The 26,292-nt window shown below is 41.0% G+C and carries 25 protein-coding genes; 4 read left to right on the top strand and 21 right to left on the bottom strand.

Annotated features, from left to right (window positions below; genetic code table 11):
• Position 1: 1 nt before the first annotated feature.
• From ACVR1I_RS08475 to ACVR1I_RS08455, 5 genes are all read right to left on the bottom strand, one after another.
• Positions 2-1,048: an ArsR/SmtB family transcription factor gene (locus tag ACVR1I_RS08475; RefSeq protein WP_447443588.1), complete on the bottom strand. Its 1,047-nt coding sequence runs from the start codon at positions 1,046-1,048 to the stop codon at positions 2-4.
• 1 nt (position 1,049) lies between these two features.
• A complete protein-coding gene (locus ACVR1I_RS08470) occupies positions 1,050-2,294 on the bottom strand; it encodes an MFS transporter (RefSeq protein WP_447443587.1) in 1,245 nt (414 codons plus the stop codon).
• A 128-nt stretch (positions 2,295-2,422) separates the two neighbouring features.
• Positions 2,423-3,157: an amino acid ABC transporter ATP-binding protein gene (locus tag ACVR1I_RS08465; protein ID WP_447443586.1), complete on the bottom strand. Its 735-nt coding sequence runs from the start codon at positions 3,155-3,157 to the stop codon at positions 2,423-2,425.
• Complete coding sequence (locus tag ACVR1I_RS08460) at positions 3,150-3,839, bottom strand: amino acid ABC transporter permease (protein ID WP_447443585.1); 690 nt, start codon at positions 3,837-3,839, stop codon at positions 3,150-3,152. Before ACVR1I_RS08460 ends, ACVR1I_RS08465 begins: the two co-directional genes overlap by 8 nt.
• 109 nt (positions 3,840-3,948) lie before the next feature.
• Positions 3,949-4,179 (bottom strand): DUF1797 family protein, encoded by a 231-nt coding sequence (locus ACVR1I_RS08455; RefSeq protein WP_447443584.1) that lies wholly within the window; start codon positions 4,177-4,179, stop codon positions 3,949-3,951.
• Between the two features lie 214 nt (positions 4,180-4,393).
• Between ACVR1I_RS08455 and ACVR1I_RS08450 the strand changes: the two genes are divergently transcribed.
• The 3 genes from ACVR1I_RS08450 (at position 4,394) to ACVR1I_RS08440 (ending at position 7,598) form a co-directional block, all read left to right on the top strand.
• A complete protein-coding gene (locus ACVR1I_RS08450; protein ID WP_447443583.1) occupies positions 4,394-6,625 on the top strand; it encodes an ATP-dependent Clp protease ATP-binding subunit in 2,232 nt (743 codons plus the stop codon).
• Between the two features lie 139 nt (positions 6,626-6,764).
• Positions 6,765-7,223: an NUDIX hydrolase gene (locus ACVR1I_RS08445; RefSeq protein WP_447443582.1), complete on the top strand. Its 459-nt coding sequence runs from the start codon at positions 6,765-6,767 to the stop codon at positions 7,221-7,223.
• A 51-nt stretch (positions 7,224-7,274) separates the two neighbouring features.
• Positions 7,275-7,598, top strand: a complete 324-nt coding sequence (locus ACVR1I_RS08440) for a DUF1827 family protein (protein ID WP_447443581.1) — start codon at positions 7,275-7,277, stop codon at positions 7,596-7,598.
• A gap of 35 nt (positions 7,599-7,633) precedes the next feature.
• On the opposite strand, the gene ileS is transcribed toward ACVR1I_RS08440, so the two are convergent.
• The 13 genes from ileS to typA all read right to left on the bottom strand — a co-directional run bounded on the left by ileS (position 7,634) and on the right by typA (position 22,282).
• A complete protein-coding gene (gene ileS, locus ACVR1I_RS08435) occupies positions 7,634-10,435 on the bottom strand; it encodes an isoleucine--tRNA ligase (RefSeq protein ID WP_447443580.1) in 2,802 nt (933 codons plus the stop codon).
• Between the two features lie 287 nt (positions 10,436-10,722).
• On the bottom strand, positions 10,723-11,436 hold the full coding sequence (locus tag ACVR1I_RS08430; protein WP_447443579.1) for a DivIVA domain-containing protein: 714 nt from the start codon (positions 11,434-11,436) through the stop codon (positions 10,723-10,725).
• An 8-nt stretch (positions 11,437-11,444) separates the two neighbouring features.
• Positions 11,445-12,236 (bottom strand): YlmH family RNA-binding protein, encoded by a 792-nt coding sequence (locus tag ACVR1I_RS08425; RefSeq protein WP_447443578.1) that lies wholly within the window; start codon positions 12,234-12,236, stop codon positions 11,445-11,447.
• Between the two features lie 8 nt (positions 12,237-12,244).
• The gene (locus ACVR1I_RS08420; RefSeq protein WP_447443577.1) at positions 12,245-12,505 is read right to left on the bottom strand and encodes a YggT family protein; all 261 of its coding nucleotides are present in this window, start codon (positions 12,503-12,505) and stop codon (positions 12,245-12,247) included.
• 1 nt (position 12,506) lies between these two features.
• Entirely contained in the window at positions 12,507-13,091 is a 585-nt protein-coding gene (locus ACVR1I_RS08415; protein WP_447443576.1) for a cell division protein SepF, read from the bottom strand.
• Positions 13,092-13,101: 10 nt separating this feature from the next.
• Positions 13,102-13,773 (bottom strand): YggS family pyridoxal phosphate-dependent enzyme, encoded by a 672-nt coding sequence (locus ACVR1I_RS08410; protein ID WP_447443575.1) that lies wholly within the window; start codon positions 13,771-13,773, stop codon positions 13,102-13,104.
• Between the two features lies 1 nt (position 13,774).
• Positions 13,775-14,998, bottom strand: a complete 1,224-nt coding sequence (gene ftsZ / locus ACVR1I_RS08405; protein ID WP_447443574.1) for a cell division protein FtsZ — start codon at positions 14,996-14,998, stop codon at positions 13,775-13,777.
• A 23-nt stretch (positions 14,999-15,021) separates the two neighbouring features.
• Positions 15,022-16,407, bottom strand: a complete 1,386-nt coding sequence (ftsA, locus tag ACVR1I_RS08400; RefSeq protein ID WP_447443573.1) for a cell division protein FtsA — start codon at positions 16,405-16,407, stop codon at positions 15,022-15,024.
• 131 nt (positions 16,408-16,538) lie between these two features.
• The gene (locus ACVR1I_RS08395) at positions 16,539-17,594 is read right to left on the bottom strand and encodes a cell division protein FtsQ/DivIB (RefSeq protein WP_447443572.1); all 1,056 of its coding nucleotides are present in this window, start codon (positions 17,592-17,594) and stop codon (positions 16,539-16,541) included.
• A 1-nt stretch (position 17,595) separates the two neighbouring features.
• Entirely contained in the window at positions 17,596-18,663 is a 1,068-nt protein-coding gene (locus tag ACVR1I_RS08390) for a UDP-N-acetylglucosamine--N-acetylmuramyl-(pentapeptide) pyrophosphoryl-undecaprenol N-acetylglucosamine transferase (RefSeq protein ID WP_447443571.1), read from the bottom strand.
• Complete coding sequence (murD, locus tag ACVR1I_RS08385; RefSeq protein WP_447443570.1) at positions 18,660-20,018, bottom strand: UDP-N-acetylmuramoyl-L-alanine--D-glutamate ligase; 1,359 nt, start codon at positions 20,016-20,018, stop codon at positions 18,660-18,662. Before murD ends, ACVR1I_RS08390 begins: the two co-directional genes overlap by 4 nt.
• Positions 20,019-20,148: 130 nt before the next feature.
• Positions 20,149-20,406: a DUF3165 family protein gene (locus ACVR1I_RS08380; RefSeq protein WP_447443569.1), complete on the bottom strand. Its 258-nt coding sequence runs from the start codon at positions 20,404-20,406 to the stop codon at positions 20,149-20,151.
• Between the two features lie 31 nt (positions 20,407-20,437).
• Positions 20,438-22,282, bottom strand: coding sequence for a translational GTPase TypA (gene typA / locus ACVR1I_RS08375; protein WP_447443568.1), 1,845 nt, complete (start codon positions 22,280-22,282; stop codon positions 20,438-20,440).
• A 249-nt stretch (positions 22,283-22,531) separates the two neighbouring features.
• Between typA and ACVR1I_RS08370 the strand changes: the two genes are divergently transcribed.
• On the top strand, positions 22,532-23,347 hold the full coding sequence (locus ACVR1I_RS08370; RefSeq protein WP_447443655.1) for a MurR/RpiR family transcriptional regulator: 816 nt from the start codon (positions 22,532-22,534) through the stop codon (positions 23,345-23,347).
• 42 nt (positions 23,348-23,389) lie between these two features.
• Here ACVR1I_RS08370 and ACVR1I_RS08365 read toward each other — a convergent pair whose 3' ends face one another.
• The 3 genes from ACVR1I_RS08365 to ACVR1I_RS08355 form a co-directional block, all read right to left on the bottom strand.
• Positions 23,390-24,358, bottom strand: a complete 969-nt coding sequence (locus ACVR1I_RS08365) for an alpha/beta fold hydrolase (RefSeq protein ID WP_447443567.1) — start codon at positions 24,356-24,358, stop codon at positions 23,390-23,392.
• A 19-nt stretch (positions 24,359-24,377) separates the two neighbouring features.
• Positions 24,378-25,277: an ROK family protein gene (locus ACVR1I_RS08360; RefSeq protein ID WP_447443566.1), complete on the bottom strand. Its 900-nt coding sequence runs from the start codon at positions 25,275-25,277 to the stop codon at positions 24,378-24,380.
• A 77-nt stretch (positions 25,278-25,354) separates the two neighbouring features.
• The gene (locus ACVR1I_RS08355) at positions 25,355-26,272 is read right to left on the bottom strand and encodes a dihydrodipicolinate synthase family protein (RefSeq protein WP_447443565.1); all 918 of its coding nucleotides are present in this window, start codon (positions 26,270-26,272) and stop codon (positions 25,355-25,357) included.
• Between the last annotated feature and the right edge of the window lie 20 nt (positions 26,273-26,292).

Raw genomic sequence — 26,292 nt, 5'->3', positions numbered from 1 at the left:
TCTACTCCTTTAAATCAAAATCTTCTGCTACTTGTTCGAGCAGCATTTTCAGGGCTGGTTTATTAAGACGATACTTATTGTTAGAGCCTGGATCCGTGTTGAAAAAGAGGAGCTGGGCATTGACCAATTTTTGCGTATGAAAGGACACGTTGGCTGCTGTAATTCCCAAGTTTTCAGCAATGTCCTTACTCTTGGCATCTTCTTTAGCCAATTCTCGTAACACCTGGTAACGGTTTTCATCACTCAAACTTTTCAGCATCAAACGGACACTCTTGTCAGTCAACTTGCTTCTAGTCTTGAGAAAATGGGCAACCCGTGGATAGATGTAAAAATAAGCTGGGCTGTCCTTATCTGGATCATAGGTAATGATGTTAAAAATATACCAAGGCGACAAGACAAAGAGCTGACAATCCGTTTTTTGGGTATTGTACAGCATACCCATCACATCAAATTCTGAATCTTGGTAGAGTGCTTCCAAGTCTACTATCCGGGCAAAATCCGTTACCTCTTTTTGGTATTTTTCCATAAACGGCTGGTAGAGCGGATAAAGGTCCCGGTAGAGTGCACAGAGACCCTGGATCAGTTCCATTGGATGATGGAAGGCCCAATTAAAGCGCCAGCGTTCGGCATCGGTTATCTCTTGCTGTTCTAGTAAGGACACCAGATCCACCTCTTCGAGTGGCTTTTTCCTTTCTTCCTTTGACAAAAGGCCGAGCACCAAATCTTGAATGGTCTGTGCAGAACAAGCCTCAAACAAAGCCAAAAGTTCCTCTAAGTCCTTGGGGTCTTGCCCTTCTTCTAAGAGATGGCGATAGATGATTTCAGGAAGATGAGAGATGCCCACTTTCAAAAAGTATTTTTCAATCCGCTTTTGATAGGGCTGGAGGAGTCCGATGAATTGCTCCGAAATCTCCAAAACATCCTGAACAGCCTCAACTTCTGATGCCTGCATCACATCCAACTGCTCTTTTAAGAGACTCTTTTTCATGATCGGAAAAAAGAGAATATCCATCAGTCGACTGCGGTAATCTTGATAATGAAATTCCATGTTAGACCTTCTTTCTTGTGCTTATAGTATAAACCACAAGACCAAGAGAAAGCAAGAGGCAAACCCAAACTAAGTTAGCAGGAGGGATAAACAACATCAAACTAGACAAGAGAAAACGAGATAGGGCAATCCCCAATGAAAAATAAGTACGAAGCGATCCTGAAATAAAAGCCATCTGTTCTTCTGGTAAACTATTAAACAGGAGGGCCTGTAATTTGGGATTGACACCGCCAGTAATAATTCCAATTAAGAAAAGAATCATTAAAATAAGGTAAATCTGGCGAAGTAATAAACTTGAAAAGACCAAAACCAGTAGGAAGCCACAAAAACCAACGATGGCAAACATATCCAGTTTCTTAAAAAGTTTTGATCCCACTAAACTACCCACAATAGCCCCAATACTCATGGTCATGCTAATCGCTGCAATGGTCGTCGGTGCATTGATCAGCACAAAATCTGGAAATTCTGAAATAATCAAAACAACCAAGGTATTAACTGCACTTCCCAAGCCATTGATGATGGGAATCAAAATCAAAACCCGCTTTAAGACATCGATGCGAAAGACTTCTTTCACCACCAGCTGCAAACTATCCTTGAATTCCTGAATTGAGAAAATACCTTCTTTCTTATCCGCTAGCTGAATCGGATTAGCATCTAATTTTCTCTGAATCTTAGGAAGAAGCAAGCCCATCAAAACAGCACACAAGGCGAATGTCAAGGCATTGACATAGGCCAAGGTCGAATAGGCTAAGATTGTGATTAAGCTTGCCCCGATAGCTTGAAATAAGATATTACCTGACACTCCTAGTCCCATGCTCAACCCCAAGGCCGCTTCACGATCTTCATTTGAAACCAAGCGCAAACTAACCGGTAGATAAAGAGCATTTTCATATTGTCCCGCCAAGTCTGATATCAGATTGACCACAATAGCCACAAGGACAATCCATAGGGCAGGCGTAAAAGACATGGCAAAACCGACTAGGAGATACAAGAAGCACCGAAAGACCTGAGTAGCCACAATCTGTTGAAACTTGTTGGCCTTACGGTCTGCCACATAAGACAAGACCATCCGTGTAAACAAAGGAATCATTTCGGAGAATCCAAGTAGGGCCAAAGCCAATTTGGTATCCGGCAGGAGCAAGATGTAATTCATCAAGGCCATGTAATAGAGAACATCACCAAAATTAGAGAGCAAGTCGGTGAACAAAACCAATAGATAGAGTTTATTGGACAATACCTTTTTCATAAAACAACCTTCACTTTATCATTTATTTAGTCATTACTTTATAAAACTATATCACAATTATTTTATTTAGTAAATACTAAATCCAAAATAAAGCAAAAACAAAACTACATTAAAAATGGAGTTTTGTTTTACAATACTTTACTTAAAAAATCTTTGGTCCTTGCTTCTCTTGTTTGTTCAAAGACCTGTTCAGGAGTGCCTTCTTCTACAATGACCCCACCGTCCATAAAGATAACACGATCTGCTACTTCCTTGGCAAAGCCCATTTCATGGGTTACAATAACCATGGTCATGCCGGACTTGGCCAAGTCTTGCATAACAGCTAATACTTCTCCGACCATTTCTGGGTCAAGAGCTGAGGTCGGCTCATCAAACAATAAAACATCTGGATCCATCGCCAAACCACGCGCAATGGCAATCCGTTGCTGCTGACCTCCCGAAAGACTTTGAGGGTAGGCCGTCGCTTTGTCTGGCAGACCGACTTTATCGAGTAAAGCGTAAGCTTTAGCTTCTGCTTCCGTTTTTGAAATTCCTTTGATCTTAATCGGAGACAAGGTAATGTTTTCTAGCACAGACATGTTGGGAAAAAGGTTGAACTGTTGAAAAACCATGCCCATTTTTTCTCTCATGCTAAAAATATCATTTTTCTTATCCGTGATGTCTACACCTTCAAAGGTAATCACGCCATCTGTTGGCACCTCTAGCAAGTTCATGGTCCGCAAGAAGGTTGATTTCCCTGAACCAGAAGGGCCAATAATGACCACAACTTCTCCTTGGTAAATATCTAAGTCAATCCCCTTTAAAACTTCATTTTCTCCAAAATATTTATGCAGATTTCGAATTGAAATAATGGCTTCAGACATTGGCTTTTTCTCCTTTATTTAACTGTTTTTCAAATGCTTGAACACCTAAGGTTAAGATACTAGTCAAAATCAGGTAATACAAGGCTGCAAATAAGAGCGGTGTCAATGAAATGTAAGTTGTAGACTGTACTGTTGTCGCACCATTCCACAACTCCATAACCCCAATTGTTGACAAGAGCGAGCTATCCTTGACAATGGTGATAAACTCATTTCCCAGGGCAGGTAAAATATTTTTAATCGCCTGTGGCATAATGACATAACGCATTGCCGCCTTTGGACGAATCCCCAGCGAATAAGCCGCCTCCAATTGCCCCTTAGCAACCGCATTGATACCCGCCCGGACCGTTTCACTCACATAAGCACCCGAATTCATACCAATAATGATGATACCCGGAATCAAACGCGACAAATCAACCGACAGAATCCCTAATTTAAATGTCGGCGCTGCAATTCGCATCATTGCAAAAGCAATCATGATTTGAACAACCATCGGTGTCCCACGAAAAATCCATACATAAACTTGAGCCAACCATGACACAGGCTTGTATTTACTACGTTGGGCAAAAGCCAAGATAACACCTAAAATACTGCCTAAAACAACCACACAAACAGCAATTAAAATCGTGACCAAGGCACCATAATTAAAGTAACCCCAAAATTTGGGTAAAAAAGAAAAATTCATTGTTACACTCCCATTTTATCAGATAGGGACTATTATACCATCTTTGAATAAAAATGCAACAAAATCGACAAAATATACAAAATAAAAAAGCGAAAACCGCTTTTCTATCTTAATACAACAATTCATAAATTTCCATTGCGATCAAATCAATGCTATCAAATGTATATGTCTCACGAGCAGCAACGTCACGCAATGTAAATACAGAACCATTTTCTTCATCGTAACTGTATGCAACTTCTGCAACAACAACACCTTCACGTTCAAAATTGCGTTTCAAGGTACCACCATCACTCGCCATTGCTTCTAAACGACTGATAATTCTCACCAAATGTGATTCCATGTCTCTTCTCCTATTTGTTTTATATAATCAGTTTACCATATTTTCCTAAAAATGTCTTTAGAGAAAGCATGTAAAGCAGGCTTCCACTGATTTTTTTGAAGAAAAATACAGAAATGAACTCAGATTCTTGCATTTTCCATCAAAATTGTTATAATTGAATTATATTTGACCTTTATTGACCAAATAATTATTCGATGAAAGAAAGAGGTAGGTTATGCTCTGTCACAATTGCCATATCAACGATGCAACCATTCATCTTTATACGAATCTAAATGGAAAAAAACAACAAATTGATCTTTGCCACAACTGTTACCAAATCATGAAAACAGATCCAGACAACGCTATTTTAAAAGGATTGGGCGATATTGGAAATCCAAACAATATGGATCCGTTTAGTGAGTTCTTTAATCAAATCGGTGGCTTCCCTGGCAATAGTCCTGCAGGCCGCAGACCCGATCAAACGCCACCAACACAATCTGGTCGCCAAGGTGGGGGTGGCCAACAAGGAGGCGGACGTGGACCGCAACAACCACCGCAGCAAGGCAAGGGGATTCTAGATGAGTTCGGTATCAACATTACTGAAATTGCCCGCCGTGGAGATATTGACCCCGTGATTGGCCGAGATGAGGAAATCACCCGCGTCATTGAAATCCTAAACCGCCGCACTAAGAACAATCCTGTACTTATTGGAGAACCTGGTGTCGGAAAAACAGCCGTTGTCGAAGGTCTGGCCCAAAAGATTGTCGATGGCGATGTTCCAAATAAATTGCAAAGCAAGGAAGTTTACCGCCTTGATGTGGTCAGTCTAGTGCAAGGTACTGGTATCCGTGGCCAATTTGAAGAGCGGATGCAAAAACTAATGGAAGAAATCCGCAACCGCAAAGAAATTATTCTCTTTATCGATGAAATCCATGAAATTGTTGGAGCTGGTGCTGCCGGTGATGGCAATATGGATGCCGGTAACATCTTGAAACCTGCTCTTGCCAGAGGAGAACTGCAACTGGTGGGTGCGACTACCCTCAACGAGTACCGCATTATCGAAAAAGATGCTGCCCTTGAGCGACGCATGCAACCAGTTAAGGTTGATGAACCAAGTGTGGAAGAAACCATTACTATTCTCAAAGGAATCCAAAGTAAGTACCAAGACTACCACCATGTTCGCTACACGGATAAGGCCATCGAGGCTGCTGCAAACCTCTCCAACCGCTACATCCAAGACCGCTTCTTACCAGACAAGGCCATTGATTTGTTGGATGAAGCCGGTTCAAAAATGAACTTAACCCTTAATTTTGTTGATCCAAAAGAAATCGACCAACGCCTGGTTGAAGCTGAAAACCGCAAGGCCCAAGCCACTCGTGACGAAGACTATGAGAAAGCAGCCTACTACCGCGACCAAATTGCCAAGTACAAGGAAATGCAAAAAACGAGTCTCAACGAGGAAGATATTCCCCTTATTACGGAAAAAGAAATCGAAGCCATTGTGGAACAAAAAACCAATATTCCTGTTGGTGATTTAAAAGAGAAAGAACAATCACAACTCATCCACTTGGCGCGAGATCTCAAGGCATCTGTTATCGGGCAAGATGAAGCCGTTGACAAAATCGCTAAGGCTATTCGACGTAACCGTGTCGGCTTAGGTGCACCAAACCGTCCAATCGGCTCCTTCCTCTTTGTAGGGCCAACCGGTGTCGGAAAAACAGAATTGTCCAAACAGTTGGCCATTGAACTTTTTGGTTCAGCCGATAGCATGATCCGTTTTGACATGTCTGAATACATGGAAAAACACAGCGTCGCTAAATTAGTCGGAGCGCCTCCGGGCTATGTTGGCTATGAGGAAGCCGGACAATTGACGGAAAAAGTTCGCCGCAATCCTTACTCTCTTATCCTCTTGGATGAAGTGGAGAAGGCCCATCCAGACGTTATGCACATGTTCTTGCAGGTCTTAGACGATGGTCGACTAACAGACGGACAAGGTCGAACGGTCAGCTTTAAAGATGCCATTATTATCATGACCTCTAATGCTGGAACAGGCAAGAGCGAAGCTTCAGTCGGCTTTGGGGCTACCCTTGAAGGCCGGACTAACTCCGTCTTGGGACAATTGGGTGATTTCTTTAGCCCTGAATTTATGAACCGATTTGATGGTATCATTGAATTCAAGGCCTTGGAAAAAGAACACTTGCTGAAAATTGTAGATCTCATGTTAGAAAATGTCAATGAGCGCCTAGCTACTAACGACTTACACCTCCATGTTACCGACAAGGTCAAAGAAAAATTGGTCGACCTGGGCTATGATCCAAAAATGGGTGCCCGCCCACTTCGTCGAACTATCCAAGACCAGATTGAAGACGCCATTACCGATTTCTATTTGGAAAATCCAAATGAGAAAAAATTACGAGCTGTTATGACCTCAAATGGAAACATTGTCATCAAACCTGCTCCAAAATAAGTCTGACAGTCGGCATTGAGCCAACTGTTTTTTTGAAATAAGATAGGAAAAATATATTAACTGAATTTTCTAACGATTTTAGTAGCATTTTTACAAGAGTTTTAGTATAATAACCATAATAAATGTGAAGGTGAATACTATGGACAACCCAGTTTTCGGAAAAAAAGAAGAAGGAATCGCTTATCAAAACCGCTATGGTGTTTATGCAGTGATTCCAAATGCTGGCAAAACAGAAATCATTCTAGTGCAAGCACCAAACGGTGCCTGGTTTTTACCAGGAGGCGAGATTGAAGCCGGTGAAGACCACCTCAGTGCGCTAGAACGAGAGTTGATCGAAGAGCTTGGGTTTACCGCTCAGATTGGACATTACTACGGACAAGCAGACGAATACTTCTACTCTCGTCACCGGGATACCCACTACTACAATCCAGCCTATCTCTACGAAGTAACATCCTTCGAAGAAATTGACAAACCTCTCGAAGATTTCAACCAATTAGCTTGGTTTCCCATCGAAGAGGCTATCGACAAATTGAAAAGAGGAAGCCACAAATGGGGCATCCAACAATGGAAATTGCAACAAAATCATCATAAAGACTAGTCAAACACTAACATTAGTGCTATAATAAAGCCAAAGAATAGGAGGTCAAGCATGAAATTAATCAACACGACCAATAGTCATATGCAATTAGTACAAAACCAATTAGCAAATACCGACGCATTTCTAGTTGAAACCTATTCAGCAGGAAACACAGATGTCATTTTTACACAAGCACCTCTCCACTACGAAGTGCTCATTAGCAATAAATACCGTGCCATTCTCCCAAGCGAAATCAATGGCATCCGCGACTTTTTTCTAAAACGTAAGATTGATATTGCATCTATTAACCAAGCAGGTATTCGGACCATTCACACAGAACGGCTGATTGAGATGTCTATCCCAATTATAAAAAACTTACCTGCAAAAGAAGCTTAAGAAAAAATCTCTAGATGAATCTAGAGATTTTTTCTTTATTTTGTATTAACTTCAAATCCTTCTGCAACTGCTTCTGGGAAGTTTTCTTCCAAGATTTTTGCATTGGCATCACTGACAAAAGCATTGTAGGAACGCATTTTTGTCGTTGGATCAATCCGGCGTGAACGCTCACAGACTTCTCCTTCTGCACGGCTCACACGATAAGCAACTGTATCAAAGGCTAAAGCGTCTGCAGGAGCTTCTGCCAAATCAGCAATCGTTAATTGGGACACAATCAAGAGAAGGGCAACATCGCTATTTAGCGAATCCAACAAGGTTTTCACTTCAGTATTCGCATAGATGGTTACATGAGCCTCTAATGATTTTCCGATAACCTTAGCATTTCGTGCTTCTTCCAAAGCCTTCTGTGCTTGGGTACGGATATCCATGAAAGCAGACCATTGTCCTAAAATCGCCTCTTGATTGGCAAATTCTTGAGCTACTGGCATCTCTGCTAATTGAACAAATTCTTCTTCTTCATGTTCCAAATAAGACCAGATTTCTTCTGCAGTATGTGGCAAGATTGGCGTCAATAATTTAGTCAATTTCACCAGCATATCGTAAAACACAGTCTGCATTTGGCGACGAGCTGGGCTATTTGCTGCTTCAATGTAAACAACATCTTTAGCAAAATCCAGATAGAAGGAAGACAAATCAACGGTTACAAAATTTACTACGGCCTTGTAGATGGCCATGAAATCAAAGGCTTCATAGGCTTTTGTAATCGTCTCTACCAATCCATTGAATTTAATCGTCATATACTTGTCAACAGCACTTAAGTTTTCGTAAGCAACTGCATCCGTAGCTGGATTGAAATCGCTCGTATTGGCAATTAAGAAACGAAGCGTGTTCCGAATCTTACGGTAGGTCTCAGAAACTTGACCTAAAATGTCCATTGATACACGTACATCGTTGTCTGTATCTACTGAGGCTACCCATAAACGAAGAATTTCTGCCCCGTATTGCTTGGCAACATCGTTTGGAGAGATAATGTTGCCTTTTGATTTAGACATCTTCTCACCCTTACCGTCCAAGACAAAACCTTGAGACAAGATTTGTTTGTAAGGAGCGTGTCCATTGACCGCCACAGAAGTAATCAAGGAGGAGTTAAACCAACCACGGTATTGGTCTGAACCTTCTAGGTAAAGATCAGCTGGATAAGAAAGATTTTCCCGCGCATTCATGACACCATTCCAAGAAGATCCCGAATCAAACCAAACATCCATGATGTCCGTTTCTTTTTTAAAGAGTCCATTTGGAGATCCTGGGTGAGTGAATCCTTCTGGTAGCAAATCCTTGGCCTTACGTTCCCACCAGATAACTGAGCCATGTTCTTCAAACAAAGCAGCAACATGATCGGTCACTTCCTTAGACATAATGGCTGTACCATCTTCTGCATAGAAAATTGGTAGTGGAACCCCCCAGACACGCTGACGGGAAATCACCCAATCTCCACGGTCACGAATCATATTGTAGAGACGCGTATGTCCCCATGCTGGATAGAATGTGGTTTTGTCAATTTCACTTAAAATATCCTCACGGAATTTTGAAACGGATGCAAACCACTGTGGGACAGCCCGCCAAATAATTGGTTTTTTAGTCCGCCAATCAAATGGGTAAGAGTGATTGATGACTTCAGATGCAAGGAGCAACTCACCTAACTTTTCCTTAACGGTTGGCAGAACCTTATCATAGAATTGACCTTCAAAGTCAGGCCCTGCTAGTTCATTCATCATACCACGGCCATCAACAGTAACATATACTTCCAGACCATATTTCATACCAACATTGTAATCATCCTCACCAAAAGATGGTGCCGTATGGACAATCCCTGTACCCGAATCTGTTGTGACATGATCTCCAAGAATGACCAATTCATCAACGCCTTCGTCCCACGGGTGTTCTGTCACGATATGTTCTAAAGCAGCCCCTTTAAAGGTTGAAACAATTTCAAATTGCTCCCAGCCAAATTTGGCAGCCAAACTATCCACCAAAGCTTCTGCCAATAGATACTTATTAGCATTGCCAGCAGGTTGCACCAACACATAATCCATATCTGGTCCAACAGTCAAACCACGTGAAGCCGTAATGGTAAATGGTGTTGTGGTCCAAACAACAATATAACTATCTGTGTCCAAAACTCCCTTGCCATCTTTTACCTTATTGGCATAATAAAGAGAGGTAGAGTCAATATCGTGGTACTCAATTTCTGCTTCAGCAAGAGCTGATTCAGATGACCAAGACCAGTAGACTGGTTTTGCCCCACGGTAGATATAGCCTTTATCCGCCATCGCTCCAAAGACACGAATTTGCGCTGCTTCAAAGTCTGGCGTTAGGGTAATGTATGGATTTTCCCAGTCAGCAGAAATCCCTAATCGTTTGAAATCATCACGCTGTTTATCAACTTGAGAAAGTGCATAATCACGACACATTTTTAAATAAGTTGCCCGGTCGATCTCTTTTCGTTTCACACCTTGTTTTGCTAAAACCTGCTCGATTGGCAAGCCGTGTGTATCCCAACCAGGTACAAATGGTGCACGAAAGCCCATCATGGATTTTGACCGAACAATAATATCTTTTGAAATTTTATTTAAGGCATGTCCTACGTGGATATTTCCATTGGCATAGGGAGGGCCGTCATGAAGATGAAAGGCTGGTTTTCCTGCATTTAATGCTTGGCGTTTTTTGTAAATTTCTGCTTCATCCCATGCTTGTTGCCATTGTGGCTCCTTGTTTGGAAGACCTGCTCGCATTGGAAAATCTGTTTTTCCTAGATTCAAGGTATCTTTTAATTTCATCATAGCTCCTTATTTGTTCTTAACTATTAATCTGCTTCAATTATGATATAGAGGATACAAAAAAACTCCCGTCAAAAAGGACGAAAGTTCGTGGTACCACCTTAATTTAGATAGGGTTGCCCCTATCCCTCAATTGTCCGTAACGTAGACAAGCCGTCTTTCCTTACTAGATTTCAGGAAAAATCAGATAAAATGATACCAACAACATGAAATATGACAGGGCTCCCACCATCTCCTGCTCGCTAAACAGCTCATTATTGTGATGTGTTTTTATCGTTTGATTGTGTTTATTCAGTTACTTCTTCCAGCGCATCAATTTCTACTTGATCAACTGTACTTTTCGCGTCTAATTCTGCTGTGTGGCGTTGTAATTCTTCCAGCTCTTCTGCTGTCAATTGACGTGTCATGTCTAAATCATCTTCCACTTCAATTGCTACATTTGAATCCAACGTTTTCTCCAAAACCTCTCGTAAAGCTTCATCTGATGTTTGCAAGTAAGAGGCTGTTGGACGAAGAATATCCTCCCATTCAGGTGAATCAATCAGTGACAATTGGCTTTCAACTGTTGATTTCAATTTTTGATGGAAAATCCGTGTCTTGTTTTTCAATTCTTCCGTCTCAACTGCTAGACGTTTTGCATTATCAGTTGCTGAACGAAGAATCGCATTTGCTTTTTCTTTAGCTTCATTTAAGACATTTTGTGCATCGTATTCAGCTTGTTTGACAATATTGGTTGCTTGGTCACTAGCAGCAATTTTTACCTTATCGGCTGTATCTTGTGCCAATAAAACAGACTGACTTAATGATTCTTTCATTTCGTCAAAATAAGCTAATCGGTCTCTCAATGATTTAATCTCAGATTCTTGCTCATGATTTTTGCGAACCAAATCTTCATAATCACGTGTTACAATATCCAAAAAATCATCGACTTCCTCGGCGTCATAACCTCTAAATTTATAACCAAATGTTTTATCTTTTAATTCTAATGATGTAAGTGCCATACTCTCTCCTAATTCTTTATGATTTCAATTTCTACTTTTAATTTCCCTTGTTTTGAGTAGCCAATTAACTCATTCATTTTTGCTCGACCAAATCCTCTCACACTAATCAATTGTGACAGCCCTACTTGGTAACCAGTTTGCTTTACTTCAGAGTAATCGACTTTTACATTGCCAGACTCAATCAGCTTTACAGCTTGTGAACGGGACAATCGGAATATGGCAGAAATGACTTTATCTAATCGACAACTGGACAATAAAAGTTGATTGGCTGTTGAACGATCTTGTTTTATTCCTTGTAAAATAGAAAAATCTTGTTCTTTCCATGTTACAGGGACACGCGCAATTTTGGTTATAGTTGATTGGATTAACGTAGTGAATTTTTGATCAACAACAATAAAAATCCTATCACCATCCATTACAATGTCACCTAGTAATTCCCGACGAATACCCAATTGGTTTAACAATGTGCCCAAAATCTGTGGATGTGTCAGACGATGAAACTTTGTTGGATAAGAAATTTCTAAAATATCAATTTCAAAATCTTCTTGTTCCAATGAATAATAATCAGGTGCAATAATGACACGATTGTATTCTGTTTTTAAAAATGCTGAGCTTGAAAAGAATTGCAAATGAAAATGATGTGCAAGTGTCTGAAGTATTTCTATCTGTCTGGGATTTAGAAATGCTGTCAATTCAAAAGCATAGGTACTATCTACTCTTTTACAAATATCCAACATTTTCTCAACGAAAATGTGCTCATCTTTTGCAAAATGCTGTAATATATGTTGTTCGTTTGTCATTTACTTGATTATATCAGATAGAGAAGCTGCCATAAAAAGCGACTGAGGAGATTCAAGGCAATCATAACCACAAATACTGTCCAATCTAACCCTGCAAATTGTAGGTTTAACTTGCGAAGGGGATCAATGACAGGTCGGACTAAGGAAATAATAAAACGACCAACAACTGTATCGTATAAACTCGGTACCCATGACAAAAAAACATAGGCTAAGAGAATATAGGAATAAATCTCCAAAGCTTTTAAAAAAATAATGATAATCAACTGCATCTTAATACCGCTTCAAGTCATAACTATCTGATTCAAACTGCAAATCAGAATGCTTATTAGCTGAACGCAATTCCTCAATATTCACCGTAACATTAACAGGGGTCAATAACCACATAGTATTTGATACTTTTTTTAGATTACCAGATAAAACCGAACGAGCCCCATCTAAATAATCCAAACACCGACGAGCTTGTGTTTCGGACATATACTGAAAATCAATCAAGACAGTTGCATTCTCCAAAAGAAGATTTACAATTTCTGGTGCCTCTTCATATTTCTTGGGAAACTTTATGTCAATTGTTGTTTTTGGCATATCGTTTACCGATGACAATTCTTGTTGTCTTGCAGTCAATTTTTCCATTCCACTAATCTGACTGTCTTCTTTCACCAAGATAGGAGCCGATCCTTGTGAACGTTTGTATTCCACTTTACCTGTATTCTCTGATGCAGGACTTGAGCTCGTAGCAACTCTCATTTTGGGCTCTTTATTCTCTAGACGATAAGCTTCTACTTGCTCATCATATTCTGAAGATGGTTCTACTTCAAAATAATTGAAAAAGTTCTTAAAACTATCTTTAAATGCCATATTCTACACCTCACTTAAAAAATGCTGTTCCGATTCGTACATAGGTTGCACCATTGGCAATGGCTTCCTCATAGTCACCGCTCATTCCCATACTCAGTTCAGTAAATGGCATATTAGGAATTTTCTTTTCAGAAAGGTTTTTTCGTATACTTTCTGTTTTTGAAAAGATCTCTTGCAACTCTATTTCACTAGCTTCAAAAGGTGCCATTGTCATTAAACCAACTAAGATTATCTTATCAAATTGCTGCATATCATTGATGACTTGTGGCAATTCCTCAAGTAAGAAGCCATGCTTTGTCTCTTCTTTAGAAATGTTTACTTGAAGAAAACATTTGATAGGCTTCTCTGCTCGTTTTTGAATTTCAGCAGCTAATTTTACTGAATCTAATGCATGAAAGTAATCAACATAGGAAATCACATCTTTTACTTTTCTTCTTTGTAGACTTCCAATTAAGTGCCATGTTACGTCTTCTTGTGCTAAAGCATGGTATTTCTCAAGGAATTTATCAACTCTATTTTCACCGATATGATGGATTCCATTTTTTATGAGGCCTTTAGCAATAGAGCTGTCAACATACTTGGTGACAGCTATAACATTTACTGAATTGGAAGGACGATGAGCATCCCGACAAGCCTCTGAAATGGCTGTCAAAACCTCATCAGTATTCTTCTTTAGATCCATATTAACGATTTCTAAAGAATGGAGGAGTGTCTAATTCATCTTCATCATCTTCTGCTGAAAATTTTTCAACATGAATATTTGAAGTTGTTTCTTTTTCAACTGGACGCAAGATATTTTCTCTACGAAGATCCCACTCTCCAAATGCAGATGCTTTTGGAGTCTCTACTGTAGTATTTGTTGAAGATACAGGAGCAGGTGCATCGTAACGTGCTGGGCGACCAGAAACTGCAACGGCTTCTGAACGATGGCGTACAGACTTGTCATTGCCATCTTGGCGAACACCCGTAGCAACAACTGTCACACGGATTTCATCCTTCATGCTATCATCAATGGAAGTTCCCAACCAGATATTTACACCTTGTCCAGCTGCTTGATGTACAATTTCAGATGCTTCTTCAGCTTCTGTCAAGGTCATATCATAACCACCAGTTACGTTTACGATGACATCATTCGCACCATCAATCGTTGTTTCAAGAAGTGGAGAATAGATTGCTTTACGAGCTGCTTCCAGAACACGGTCTTCCCCTGTTCCGATACCAATTCCCATAAGAGCATTTCCTTTGTTTTCCATAACTGATTTGACGTCTGCAAAGTCCAAGTTGATCAATCCAGGATTTGTAATCAAATCTGTAATCCCTTGAACACCTTGACGAAGAACGTTATCAGCTTCACTCAATGCTTCAATCAACGGTGTCTTTTTATCAACAATTTCAAGAAGGTTATTGTTTGAGATAATCAAGAGAGTGTCTACTTGTTCACGAAGACCTTCAATCCCTTCAACAGCAAAACCACCGCGTTTGTTTCCTTCAAATCCAAATGGACGGGTCACAACGGCAACCGTCAAAGCTCCTAAGCTTTTTGCAATGCGTGCAATGACAGGTGCTGCACCTGTACCAGATCCGCCTCCCATACCAGCTGTGATGAAGACCATATCTGCACCAGTTAAAACATTGGTAAGAGCTTCTTCACTTTCTTCAGCTGCCTTACGACCAACTTCTGGATTACCACCAGCACCAAGGCCTCGTGTCAACTTTGGGCCTAATTGAATAACGGTTTCTGCTTTTGAGCTACTAAGAGCTTGAACATCTGTATTGGCTGCAATAAATTCTACACCAGATACACCTTCTTCAATCATTCGGTTAATGGCATTTCCACCACCGCCTCCAACACCGATAACTTTAATGACAGCGCCTTGGGCAGCTGCTGCTTCAAATGAAAATGTCATATTTTTAATCACCTTTTCTTTTTTTATTCAAACATACTTCCAAATAAACCACGTAGTTTATCACCTAATCCACTCACTGGAGTTTCTTCTTCGCGAACTTCTTGAACAGGTGGATGAACTGGATAATCATCTTCTGGCTCTGTCGCTTCTGGAACAATTGGTTTTGGAACTGGAGTTGGCGACAATGGACGTTTAAAATCTGATGAAGTAGTCGGAATATCAACAGGTTTTTGTCTCAATGTTGCTTCCCCACGAACAGCGCTTTGGGCAATAATCTCAACATCGTCAAGACCGCCTACGTACTCTACAATACTAATCACAGAAGCAAAGGCTGGATTACGGATACCAATTTGATTTGGTACATATAATTTAGTATTGACACCAAAGACTTCCTCAGCTAATTCTGCCACGCCTGGTAAAATTGCACCGCCACCGACTAGAACAATACCACCTGGCAAATCAAGGGCACGAGTGCGTTCAAGGTCCTGTTTAGCTTTTGTAAAGATTTGACGCAAACGAGCGGCAATAACTTCTGATAAGTACCGTTCTGTTACTTCGACAGGGCTGTTTTCGCCAATGACTTCAACAGAGAACTTTTCTTTTTCAGTTGCCTGTTGTGGGTAAGCCACTCCATAGTTGTACTTCAAATTCTCTGCAATGCTTTGTGAAGTTGTTAAGACTTTTGAAATATCTTTTGTAACGTAGTCTCCACCTTCTTGGTAAATATTCGTATATTGCAGTTCTTGATTGCGCATTACTGCGACAGTTGTTTGACCACCACCAAGATCGATGACAATCGCTCCAAATTCACGCTCACCTTCGTTTAAAATTGAACGTGTCAAAGCTAACGGTGAAATAACAACATTCTCAACTTGTACACCAGCACGTTCAACTGTCTTATGAAGGTTATGAAGAATCGTACGAGGTCCTGTGTACAAGAGTCCACGCATTTCCAAGCGAATCCCCATCATTCCACGAGGATCTTTGATACCCTGGAAACCATCTACAACAAATTCTTCCGGCACAAAAGAAATGACTTCACGTTCTGGTGTCATGCTCTTTGTTAAGGCAGACTTCACAACGTTTTCTACATCAATATCCGTAATTTCTTGTGAGTTCGTTGTAACCGGAATCATACCTTGCGTTGGCTCGATTTGCAATAAGTTAGCTGGTAAACCAACACTGACTTTCTCGATACGAATTCCTGCTTTTTCTTCGGCTTGTGCAAGCGCTGTTTTAATCGCATTCGCTGCCACATCAATATTAATAATAATACCGTCTTTTACACCAGCACTTTTTACATTACTGACGCCAATGACGTTCATTTGTCCATCTATAAATTCCGCAACCAGTACCTTAATGGAGCTTGTCCCGATATCTAATCCCGTAAAAAAGCCATTTCTAGCCATTCTATCAGTCCTCTCTTACTTCCGACTTTAACAATTATTCTCTATTTTTCGATATTTAGAGTTTTTCACCCTTCATTATAACATAATAATTTAGAAAATGGTGATAATTACAGACTTTTTCTCTATTTTTTCTAACCATTTACCCGTGCATAGCTATATATTCCAACTTCCATATCAATAACACTGGTTGTCATTAAATCACTTGCTATTTTCTTATAGTACGGCAATTTAAACTCAACTTCATTCAGTGGTACCAAAACGAGATTCCCATTTCGCATCTCAATGCTCAACAAATCATTTGTCGCCTTACTCGGTGTCAATTGAATATCTTGAATTGAGGATAAAATACCCGGATCAATGGAGGCCAAATGCAATACCAATTCTTTAATTAGCTCTTTATCTGATAACTGAATTGTTGTATACTTTTCCGGCAAAGAGTCAGCTGAGGTTGGTGTATCTGAAACCTCTCCATTGGATAAGACCGAATAATATTCCTCACCTTGTTTGACATAACCAATTTGTGTATATTCTTCAACTGTTATGAGAAAATGATTTGGAAAACGAGCTCTTATTTTTGCCGACTTAATCCACGGGCTGCTCGATTTTATGTTTTCTTCAAATTGCTGGTGATGCAGTAGTGTTGTCAGGGCATAGTCATTTGACGAAATCAAACTTTTTTTTATGATCGTGTCTGACGAAAGTTCCTGATTGCCTTCAACACTAAATTGTTTCCACTTACCTAACGGGGTTACAAAATAAAGGGATATCAACAAAATGAGGGTTGATAAGACATACACTGGTATCGTTCGCCAAACAATCGTTTTTGGTATGGGGTCCTTTTTAGGAGATAATGTGGGTTTCTGTGGATGCGAGGAAAGTATTGTTTGTTTAAGTTTTCCCCGATCAACGATAGTTTCCAGAGCAGTCACTTTCTCTATTTCTTCATCTGAAAGTTCTACTTCTTGCTGCGTTTGTTTCGCCAGATGCGCTTCATGGCGCTTCTTCCATTGCTGTAAAAATGCACTTTCTTCCGTCACTTCATCAGTTTCAAGGTTTGATTCTTCAACTATTTGCGAGGCTTCTACTTCCACATTAGTTTCTACATCTGAGACGTCGACAAGTGCCACCTCTTGTTCTTCAGATTCGGATAAGGCTAGGCTTTCTTGGTTGATCTGTTCTTCTTCCATATTAGCCCTCCTTTTCTATATCTGATTTGAGGATAGTATAAAAACTCTCTATGGACTGCAATTCCTTCGTTTGTGCCATTTTTTTCTCAAAGGATTTCTCAGCAGAAAGCAAATCTTGTATTTTAGCAAGTAGATTGTCAACTGTCAGATCCTTTTCCTGCAACTGAAGCGCATAACCTTTTTCTTCAAAATACTGAGCATTTTCTAGCTGGTCTCCACGGCTTGCTTCTTTACCAAGTGGTACAATCAGGTGTAATTTTTTGAGAGCCAATAATTCAAAAATCGTATTGGAACCACCTCTGGTAACCACCAAATCAGCCGTTTCCATCAAGGGTTGATACAGTTCTGTCACATAATCAATCCGATACAGATTTTTACTTAGGCTATTTAGCTGACTGTCTCCTGTCAAATTGACAATGTTAAAACGTTTGGTTAATTCATCCTTGTGTTGGCTAATAAAATCATTGAAAACTTTTGCTCCTCCGGATCCTCCGACGAACAAGATGGTTTTTAATTTGGCGTCAAAATGGGATAAAATTTCTGGCATTTGAATGGGCAAGACATTGCTCTTTTGACCGACCTTTGTCACTGCTCCAACATGTTTGACTTTCGTTAAGGAATGAGCTTGCTCAAAGGTTGAATACATGGTTGTTGCAAACTTATAGGCAATCTTGTTGGCCAACCCCATGGATAGGTCTGATTCATGTATAAAAACTGGAATGCCTAGCGTTTTAGCGGCGACAACAGGAGGTACTGAAACAAACCCACCTTTTGAAAAGAGAGCTTGTGGTCTAATTCTAAATAGAATAAAGAGGGATTGGAGTACACCAAAAGCCACCTTAAACACATCTAATAGATTTTGCCACGAAAAATACCTCCGTAATTTCCCTGTCGCAATCGAGTGAAAGGTCACATCCAATCCACTATTGGTAATTTGTTCCTTTTCAATCCCCTTTTCGTCTCCGATATAATGCACTTCCCAGCCTTCTTCGAGAAAGCGAGGAATCAGTAGGAGATTCAAGGTGACATGGCCAACTGTACCACCACCGGTAAACACTATCTTCTTCATTTGTTTTCCTTTAATTCTTCAACCGTTCTTAAAAAAAGGTCGCCTCGGACTTCAAAATTGGCATACATATCCCAGCTAGCATTGGCTGGACTGAGAAGCACGACATCGCCTTCTTGAGCCAACTCAAACGCTTTTCGGGTCGCATCCGCAATATCGGCCGCATCCATCGTTGGAACGCCAGCTACCACTGCCGCTTTTTTAACACGAGGGGCAGACTGCCCTAGTAGAACCATTTGTTTTAAGCCAATAATATCTGGTACCAATTCATCAAATTCATTACCACGATCAAGGCCTCCAGCAATTAAAATAACCGTAGCATTGTCAAAACCAGATAATGCTTTTTGGGTCGCTAAAATATTGGTCGATTTGCTATCATTGTAAAAACGAACACCGGAAATGGTATCCACATACTGCAAACGGTGTTTGACACCTCCAAAGCTAGAGAGTGCTTCTTTGATGGCCTGGTTGTCCACTCCAGATAATTTTGCTACTGCAATGGTCGCAAGGGCATTTTCAATGTTGTGACTTCCTGGCACGCCAATCTCATCCGCCGCCATGATACACTCTTCTTTAAAGTACAAATCCCCATCTAAAAGATAGGCACCATCCACTTTTTCAAGAGTCGAAAATGGTATTACATTAGCCTTGGTTTTCTGAGCCAAGTCCTTTGCTAATTCTTGATTAAAATTCAGCACTAAATAGTCTGCTGATGTCATCTGGTCTTGAATATGCCATTTGGCCGCTACATATTCGTCAAATGAGCCATGGTAATCCAGATGGCTGGCAATCAAATTTGTCACAACAGCAATCTGTGGTCTAAAGGCATCAATCCCCATCAATTGAAAAGAAGACAACTCCATCACCAAAGTGTCTGACTCTGTGGCTTCCTGGGCAACGCTGGATGCTGGAAAACCGATGTTACCACATAATTTGGCAGATTCATTGCCCGTATTTAGGACTTCTGCGATCATACTGGTCGTCGTAGTTTTGCCATTTGAGCCCGTAATCCCTACAATTGGAGCTTCAGAAATCAAGTAAGCCAATTCCACCTCTGTCCAGACTGGAATCCCTTTTGTCAATGCTTTTTCAACCATTGCATTACTATACGGAATCCCTGGGTTTTTGACTAAGAGGGCAAAGTCTTCGTCCAATAACTCAAGTGGGTGACTACCGCAAATGACACGAATCCCATCTTCCAAGAGGTTTTGAGCGGTTGGATTGTCTTCAAAAGGTTTACCATCATTAACCGTCACAATGGCTCCCAGTTTATCTAAAAGACGCGCCGCTGCTTCTCCAGACTTGGCCAACCCTAATACCAATACCTTTTTATTTTTAAAATCTTGTCTATTTTTCATACTATCAAACCATACTTTCTAACCTATCTATTTTACCGTGATTTTAGCTCTTTTTCAAGCAAGAGGAAGAAAAAGTCACCAACCAGTCTGTAAAAAAAACAGCTTGAAGTCTTTTCAAGCTGTTTTTGAGTTAGTTTCTTTTCCGTTTTGTCTTTTTCGGCATAAAGTACAAGTCCCGCATTGTCCATAATCCCAGAGTAATCATTCCTAGACTAACCCAAATTTCTGGTGGCGATTGGATGACTTTCATAACTCCTAGTAGCAACACAACAACAAGAGCTACTAGCAAAAAGACTAAAGCCACTAGATTCAGTGTCCCTTTAATGGTACTTGGAGCCGCAAAAATATAATACAAAATCAACATAATGCCGATAATTAAATAAAACATTGGGCTCCTTTCTAGCAGTTAAATTATCTTCTTAGTTTTCTGCAGATTTTTTCTTTTTGTTGGCTTTTTCCCGCTCTGCCTTGTTCAAGATTTGCTTGCGCAAACGAATAGACAACGGCGTTACTTCCATGTATTCATCATCATCTAAGAATTCCAGGGACTCTTCCAAGGTCAAGATGCGTGGTGTTTTAATCACAGATGTTTGGTCTTTGGTTGCTGAACGGACGTTGGTCATTTGTTTAGCAGTCGTGATGTTTACACCAAGATCGTTTTCACGGGCATTTTCTCCGATGATCATTCCTTCGTAAACTTCGGTTCCTGGATTAACAAAGATGGTACCGCGTTCTTCAATCCGCATGATAGAGTATGTCGTTGCTTTACCTGTATCAATCGATACCAAGGCACCACGGTGACGGCCACCAATTTCCGCTGGGATATATGGCAAGTATTGGTCAAAGGTATGGTTCATGATTCCATAACCGCGGGTCATAGATAAGAACTCAGTTGAGTAACCAATCAAACCACGGGCAGGCACAAGGAAAATCAAACGGGTTTGACCATTTCCAACCATTTGCATATCCAACATATCCCCTTTGCGCTCAGAAAGAGACTGGATAATGGCACCTTGGTACTCTTCTGGTGTATCGATTTGCACACGCTCAAATGGCTCACATTTCACACCGTCGATGTCCTTGATGATTACCTCTGGACGTGATACTTGCAATTCGTAGCCTTCACGACGCATGGTTTCAATCAAGATTGACAAGTGCAACTCACCACGACCAGAAACAGTCCATTTATCTGGTGAATCGGTTGCTTCAACACGAAGCGATACGTCTGTTTGCAATTCGGCCAACAAGCGCTCTTCTACTTTACGAGAGGTAACGTGTTTTCCTTCACGACCAGCAAATGGAGAATTGTTGGCAAGGAAGGTCATTTGGAGGGTTGGCTCATCAATTCGCAAGACTGGTAGTGGCTCAACCACATCAGTCGGCGTCACTGTTTCACCAACAAAGATGTCTTCCATACCAGATACAGCAATCAAGTCCCCTGCTTTAGCTTCTTTGATTTCTTTTCTTTCCAAACCGAAGAAACCAAACAATTTAGTAACACGGAAGTTTTTTGTCGTACCGTCTAACTTAGACAAGGTTACTTGGTCACCGACTTTAACTTGTCCACGGAAGATACGGCCAATACCGATACGGCCCACAAAGTCGTTGTAGTCCAAAAGGGAAACTTGGAATTGAAGTGGCTCATCAGAATTGTCGACTGGAGCTGGAATGTGTTCAATAATGGTGTCAAAGATTGGTGACATGGTCGCTTCTTGGTCAGCTGGATTATCTGACAGAGAAGACGTTCCATTGATGGCTGAGGCATAGACAACTGGAAAGTCCAATTGCTCATCGTCTGCTCCAAGCTCAATAAAGAGTTCCAATACTTCATCAACAACTTCAGCTGGACGTGCAGATGGTTTGTCAATTTTGTTGACAACCACGATTGGAATCAAGTCTTGTTCCAAGGCTTTTTTCAACACAAAGCGAGTCTGTGGCATGGTTCCTTCGTAAGCGTCAACGACAAGTACAACACCATCGACCATTTTCATGATCCGCTCTACTTCACCACCGAAGTCCGCGTGTCCTGGTGTGTCCATGATGTTGATACGGGTACCGTTATAAGATACGGCCGTGTTTTTTGCCAAGATGGTAATCCCACGTTCTTTTTCGATATCGTTTGAGTCCATGGCACGCTCTGACAATTCTGTCCGCTCATCAAGGGTTTGGGATTGCTTGAGCAACTCATCTACTAGGGTTGTTTTTCCGTGGTCAACGTGGGCAATAATGGCAACGTTACGGATATCATTTCTATATTCAGTCATATGCTTGTAGAACCCTTTGGGCATAGGTCCTATTCCTTCCTCATTAAAAATTTGCTTTAACTAAGGAATTATAACATATTTCAAAAGAAATAGCTGAGATTTCGATGGTGTAAATGTTTTCAAGCGACTCTTCTTACTTTTCATTGCTTTCAAGAAAGCGAATGATTCAAATGTGGCGGGATATTGTGATAGCGCTTTAGAAAAAGTATGATATAATATATGTACTATTTTATCAAGGAAGTTGTTATGATTAAATCGACCAATATTTTTGCAACAATCGAAAAATGCCTGCCCACAATGACAGAGGTCGAATTGCAAATCGCAGACTTTTTTACCAAAAAAGCCCTGAACGAGACAGATCTTTCTTCACAAAAAGTAGCTGATGAGTTGCATGTATCCCTTGCTGCACTCACACGTTTTTCTAAAAAATGCGGATTTACCGGCTATCGAGAGTTTATCTTTGAATACCTGCATTCGAGAGAATCAGTGAATCAAAGCTTCAATAGCGTATATAGCCCCTTAACTAAGCGTGTCTTACTCGATTACGAAGATATCCGCAATCAAACACACCAATTAATCGATGAAACTCAGCTACAACGCATCGCCCAACTCATCGAGGAAGCGGACCGGGTTTACTTCTTCGGCAAAGGGAGCTCTGGCCTGGTTGCAAGAGAAATGAAATTGCGGCTCATGCGACTCGGTGTCATCTGTGAAGCCCTGACAGAACAAGAAAGTTTTGCTTGGACAATTAGCATCTTGGACCCCAAATGTTTAGTGATTGCCTTTAGTTTGTCTGGACAGACCGAGGTCGTCCTAAACAGTTTACAAGCTGCACAAGAAAAAGGCGCCAAGACCGTCCTGTTTAGCAGTCGTTCTTCTCAAGAGAACAAGGTGTTTACTGAAATGGTCGAACTGGCTTCTGTACGGGATTTAGATTACGGCAATCGAATCTCCCCACAATTCCCTATGCTCATGTTGTTGGATATTCTGTATGCTTACTTCTTCGATATCAATCGTGAAAAAAAAGAAGCCATTTTCCATGCTTATCATTTCCCACCAAAATAACCTTTCACACAAACCAAAAAGGCCAGTTTAAAACTGGTCTTTTTAGTTACGTAATACACTGCTTCCAAACAACTTATCAAAGACATAGTCGTTGACTTTCACATTTAAGGCGTCATGACCATAGTCTGGCAAGAGTTTGATGTCCTTCTCACAGGTTAAGCGGTTATAAATAGCAAATTGAGTAGATGGTGGACAAATAATATCATCTAGACCAGTCACCATATGCACTGGACAGGTGATGCGGTGCGCAAGGTTTTTCACATCAATATAACTCAAGGTATGAAGGAAAATCTCTTCTGTCTCATGAAATGGGTCTGAGAAACGGAAATAACGGAAGAGCTCATTATACGGCTCATTGACATCATTTAGCTCCATCACCCTTTTGAAATCTGATAAGAATGGGTAAATGGATACTACCCGCTGAATACGAGGATTCAATGCTCCAGCCACTAAGGCAAGAGCCCCTCCTTGCGATGCACCATAGCTGTACAGTGCTGTCTCATCTACAAAGTCAAAGCTCGCTACAATCTCAACAAGTTGGTAGACATCCAAATATACATCCTTGTAAAACAGATGTTCTGGACCTTGTACAGCTCCACGAATGACTTGGCCTTTGACCGTCATCCCTTCAAACTGCCCCATATCCGTCGAGCGCCCTGCTTGTCCACGTACGTCCATGCAAACAACGCCGTAACCAGCTGCAACAAATTTGAGACTCTCTGTCCAGTCTGGGCTTTGTCCTTGGTAACCATGGAAGTAGAAAATAACAGGTACCGGCTTATCCGATTTCGGGAACACACATTTTGAAAAAATGGTGGACCCATTTTCTGCTTGGAAGGTTAAGGCATAAAAATTCGCTGTTGGAATCTGAAAAGCTTGCTCTACTAATTCATATTCTGGCAGTTTTTGGTGTTTTGCAATCTGATGATCCCAAAATTGATCAAAATCTTCTGGTACTTCATGGCGACCACGATAGGTCTTCATGGCCTCCAGAGACATGGTATCAAACATAATATCTTCCTTTCACTTGTTAGGCTTTCGTCCGTTTTTCTTGTTGAATTTTAAAGTTGTAATAAGCCCCAAACATGCCTGCAGTATTTTTGTGCTTAGCAAAAACCAATTCGGTCTTCTCTGCAATACTTGCTACTAAATAGCTAGCCAAGGCTGCTTGTAACTTGGGTTTTAGAATCGCTTCTTGCGCCATGATACCACCACCTAGCACTACTTTTTGTGGATTGACCACATAGCAGATGTTGGCAATTCCTTGCGCTAGATAATCCACCATTCGCTCAATACCAGCCATCGAATGGGCATCTCCTTCTGTCGCCTTGTTAAAGACTCGAAGGCCATTCCATTGGCTAAACCCATCTCCATGTTGATCTGCTACATACTGAACAAGGGCAGTCGTTGAAGCCAAGTCTTGAAAAGCGCCATCTTTCAGATGCATGTAGCCCACTTCACAGGCTGAATTGCTAAATCCATGAAAGACCTCTCCATCTACAACCAAACAACCACCAATCCCTGTTCCAATCGTCAAGCAAATGGCGATTTGGCTGTCTTTTGCGCTTCCTGACTTCACTTCTGCTAGGCCCGCACAATTGACGTCATTTTCAATTTCACACGGAATCGCAAATGTAGCTTCCAACTCTTTTTTAAACTGTGTGCCAGCATAGTTTGGAATCTGAGGTCCAGCATAAAAAATTTCGCCCTTATCTGGATCTACCATACCTGCTGAAGAAAGGCAAATCCCTGCAAGTTCTTGATTGGTCAGATATCCAGAAACAATCGCTTTGACTTTTTCCATAATACCTGGGCCACCCAAATGTGCTTCCGTAGGCATTTCGTGACCTTCAATAAGCTGTTCACTGTCATCAATTAAGCCATATTTGATACTGGTTCCGCCAATATCAATGGCAACATAGTTTCCCATACACTTTCCTCCTAAAGAGATGGTCTTTGAAACAAAGGGTGGGAGGCCGCCGATCGGCCCCTCCCACTCGTTTTATTTTATAAAAAACGCTCTTTTGCTTCGCGGATCAAACGAGCAGCTTCTTCAATAATGCTTGCATCTTCTTCGCAGACTGGCATCAATGGCTCACGAACCGAACCCAATTCCAATCCTTCATTGATTTTAAGCGTCGCTTTGATCACCCCGTACATATTGCCACGCGCTACCACCAAGTGTCCGATGATAGTGTTAATGGCATACTGCAATTCACGTGCTGTATCCAGCTCTTTTTCCGCAATCAATTGATCCAACTTGAGGAAGAGCTCTGGCATGGCGCCATAAGTGCCACCAATCCCGCCTGCTGCTCCCATGAGGCGTCCGCCAAGGAATTGCTCATCTGGACCATTGAAGACCACATGGTCCTCACCGCCAAGTGAACGGAAGATTTCAATATCTTGTACCGGCATAGATGAATTTTTAACCCCGATCACACGTTCGTTTTTTAGCATTTCACGGTAAAGGGTTGGTGTCAAGGCTACACCTGCCAATTGAGGAATGTTATAGATAATGAAATCCGTATTTGGTGCAGCTTCACTAATATCATTCCAATATTTGGCAATGGCATGTTCTGGCAAACGGAAATAGATTGGAGGAATTGCTGCGATGGCATCCACTCCAAGGCTCTCAGAATGTTTTGCCAGCTCGATACTCTCACGTGTGCTATTGCAGGCCACATGGTTGATGATGGTCAATTTCCCCTTGGCCACCTTCATGACATTCTCAAGAACCAATTTCCGATCGGCGACACTTTGGTAAATACACTCACCAGATGAACCATTGACATAAAGGCCTTTTACCCCTTTGTCAATAAAGAATTGTGTCAAGGCCTGAACACGCTCAGGGCTAATATTTCCTGCTTCATCATAGCAGGCATAAAAGGCTGGAATAATACCGTGGTATTTTGTTAAATCTTTCATTTTTTTCTCCGTTTATTCAG

It is taken from the genome of Streptococcus cameli (assembly GCF_053207365.1).
This window is presented reverse-complemented; position numbering and strand designations above follow the sequence as displayed.

What these genes read in the sequence shown, in the direction of transcription:
- ACVR1I_RS08475 (WP_447443588.1), bottom strand. Translation starts at nt 1,048, where the DNA reads ATGGAATTTCATTATCAAGATTACCGCAGTCGACTGATGGATATTCTC.
- ACVR1I_RS08470 (WP_447443587.1), bottom strand. Translation starts at nt 2,294, where the DNA reads ATGAAAAAGGTATTGTCCAATAAACTCTATCTATTGGTTTTGTTCACC.
- ACVR1I_RS08465 (WP_447443586.1), bottom strand. Translation starts at nt 3,157, where the DNA reads ATGTCTGAAGCCATTATTTCAATTCGAAATCTGCATAAATATTTTGGA.
- ACVR1I_RS08460 (WP_447443585.1), bottom strand. Translation starts at nt 3,839, where the DNA reads ATGAATTTTTCTTTTTTACCCAAATTTTGGGGTTACTTTAATTATGGT.
- ACVR1I_RS08455 (WP_447443584.1), bottom strand. Translation starts at nt 4,179, where the DNA reads ATGGAATCACATTTGGTGAGAATTATCAGTCGTTTAGAAGCAATGGCG.
- ACVR1I_RS08450 (WP_447443583.1), top strand. Translation starts at nt 4,394, where the DNA reads ATGCTCTGTCACAATTGCCATATCAACGATGCAACCATTCATCTTTAT.
- ACVR1I_RS08445 (WP_447443582.1), top strand. Translation starts at nt 6,765, where the DNA reads ATGGACAACCCAGTTTTCGGAAAAAAAGAAGAAGGAATCGCTTATCAA.
- ACVR1I_RS08440 (WP_447443581.1), top strand. Translation starts at nt 7,275, where the DNA reads ATGAAATTAATCAACACGACCAATAGTCATATGCAATTAGTACAAAAC.
- ileS (WP_447443580.1), bottom strand. Translation starts at nt 10,435, where the DNA reads ATGAAATTAAAAGATACCTTGAATCTAGGAAAAACAGATTTTCCAATG.
- ACVR1I_RS08430 (WP_447443579.1), bottom strand. Translation starts at nt 11,436, where the DNA reads ATGGCACTTACATCATTAGAATTAAAAGATAAAACATTTGGTTATAAA.
- ACVR1I_RS08425 (WP_447443578.1), bottom strand. Translation starts at nt 12,236, where the DNA reads ATGACAAACGAACAACATATATTACAGCATTTTGCAAAAGATGAGCAC.
- ACVR1I_RS08420 (WP_447443577.1), bottom strand. Translation starts at nt 12,505, where the DNA reads ATGCAGTTGATTATCATTATTTTTTTAAAAGCTTTGGAGATTTATTCC.
- ACVR1I_RS08415 (WP_447443576.1), bottom strand. Translation starts at nt 13,091, where the DNA reads ATGGCATTTAAAGATAGTTTTAAGAACTTTTTCAATTATTTTGAAGTA.
- ACVR1I_RS08410 (WP_447443575.1), bottom strand. Translation starts at nt 13,773, where the DNA reads ATGGATCTAAAGAAGAATACTGATGAGGTTTTGACAGCCATTTCAGAG.
- ftsZ (WP_447443574.1), bottom strand. Translation starts at nt 14,998, where the DNA reads ATGACATTTTCATTTGAAGCAGCAGCTGCCCAAGGCGCTGTCATTAAA.
- ftsA (WP_447443573.1), bottom strand. Translation starts at nt 16,407, where the DNA reads ATGGCTAGAAATGGCTTTTTTACGGGATTAGATATCGGGACAAGCTCC.
- ACVR1I_RS08395 (WP_447443572.1), bottom strand. Translation starts at nt 17,594, where the DNA reads ATGGAAGAAGAACAGATCAACCAAGAAAGCCTAGCCTTATCCGAATCT.
- ACVR1I_RS08390 (WP_447443571.1), bottom strand. Translation starts at nt 18,663, where the DNA reads ATGAAGAAGATAGTGTTTACCGGTGGTGGTACAGTTGGCCATGTCACC.
- murD (WP_447443570.1), bottom strand. Translation starts at nt 20,018, where the DNA reads ATGAAAAATAGACAAGATTTTAAAAATAAAAAGGTATTGGTATTAGGG.
- ACVR1I_RS08380 (WP_447443569.1), bottom strand. Translation starts at nt 20,406, where the DNA reads ATGTTTTATTTAATTATCGGCATTATGTTGATTTTGTATTATATTTTT.
- typA (WP_447443568.1), bottom strand. Translation starts at nt 22,282, where the DNA reads ATGACTGAATATAGAAATGATATCCGTAACGTTGCCATTATTGCCCAC.
- ACVR1I_RS08365 (WP_447443567.1), bottom strand. Translation starts at nt 24,358, where the DNA reads ATGTTTGATACCATGTCTCTGGAGGCCATGAAGACCTATCGTGGTCGC.
- ACVR1I_RS08360 (WP_447443566.1), bottom strand. Translation starts at nt 25,277, where the DNA reads ATGGGAAACTATGTTGCCATTGATATTGGCGGAACCAGTATCAAATAT.
- ACVR1I_RS08355 (WP_447443565.1), bottom strand. Translation starts at nt 26,272, where the DNA reads ATGAAAGATTTAACAAAATACCACGGTATTATTCCAGCCTTTTATGCC.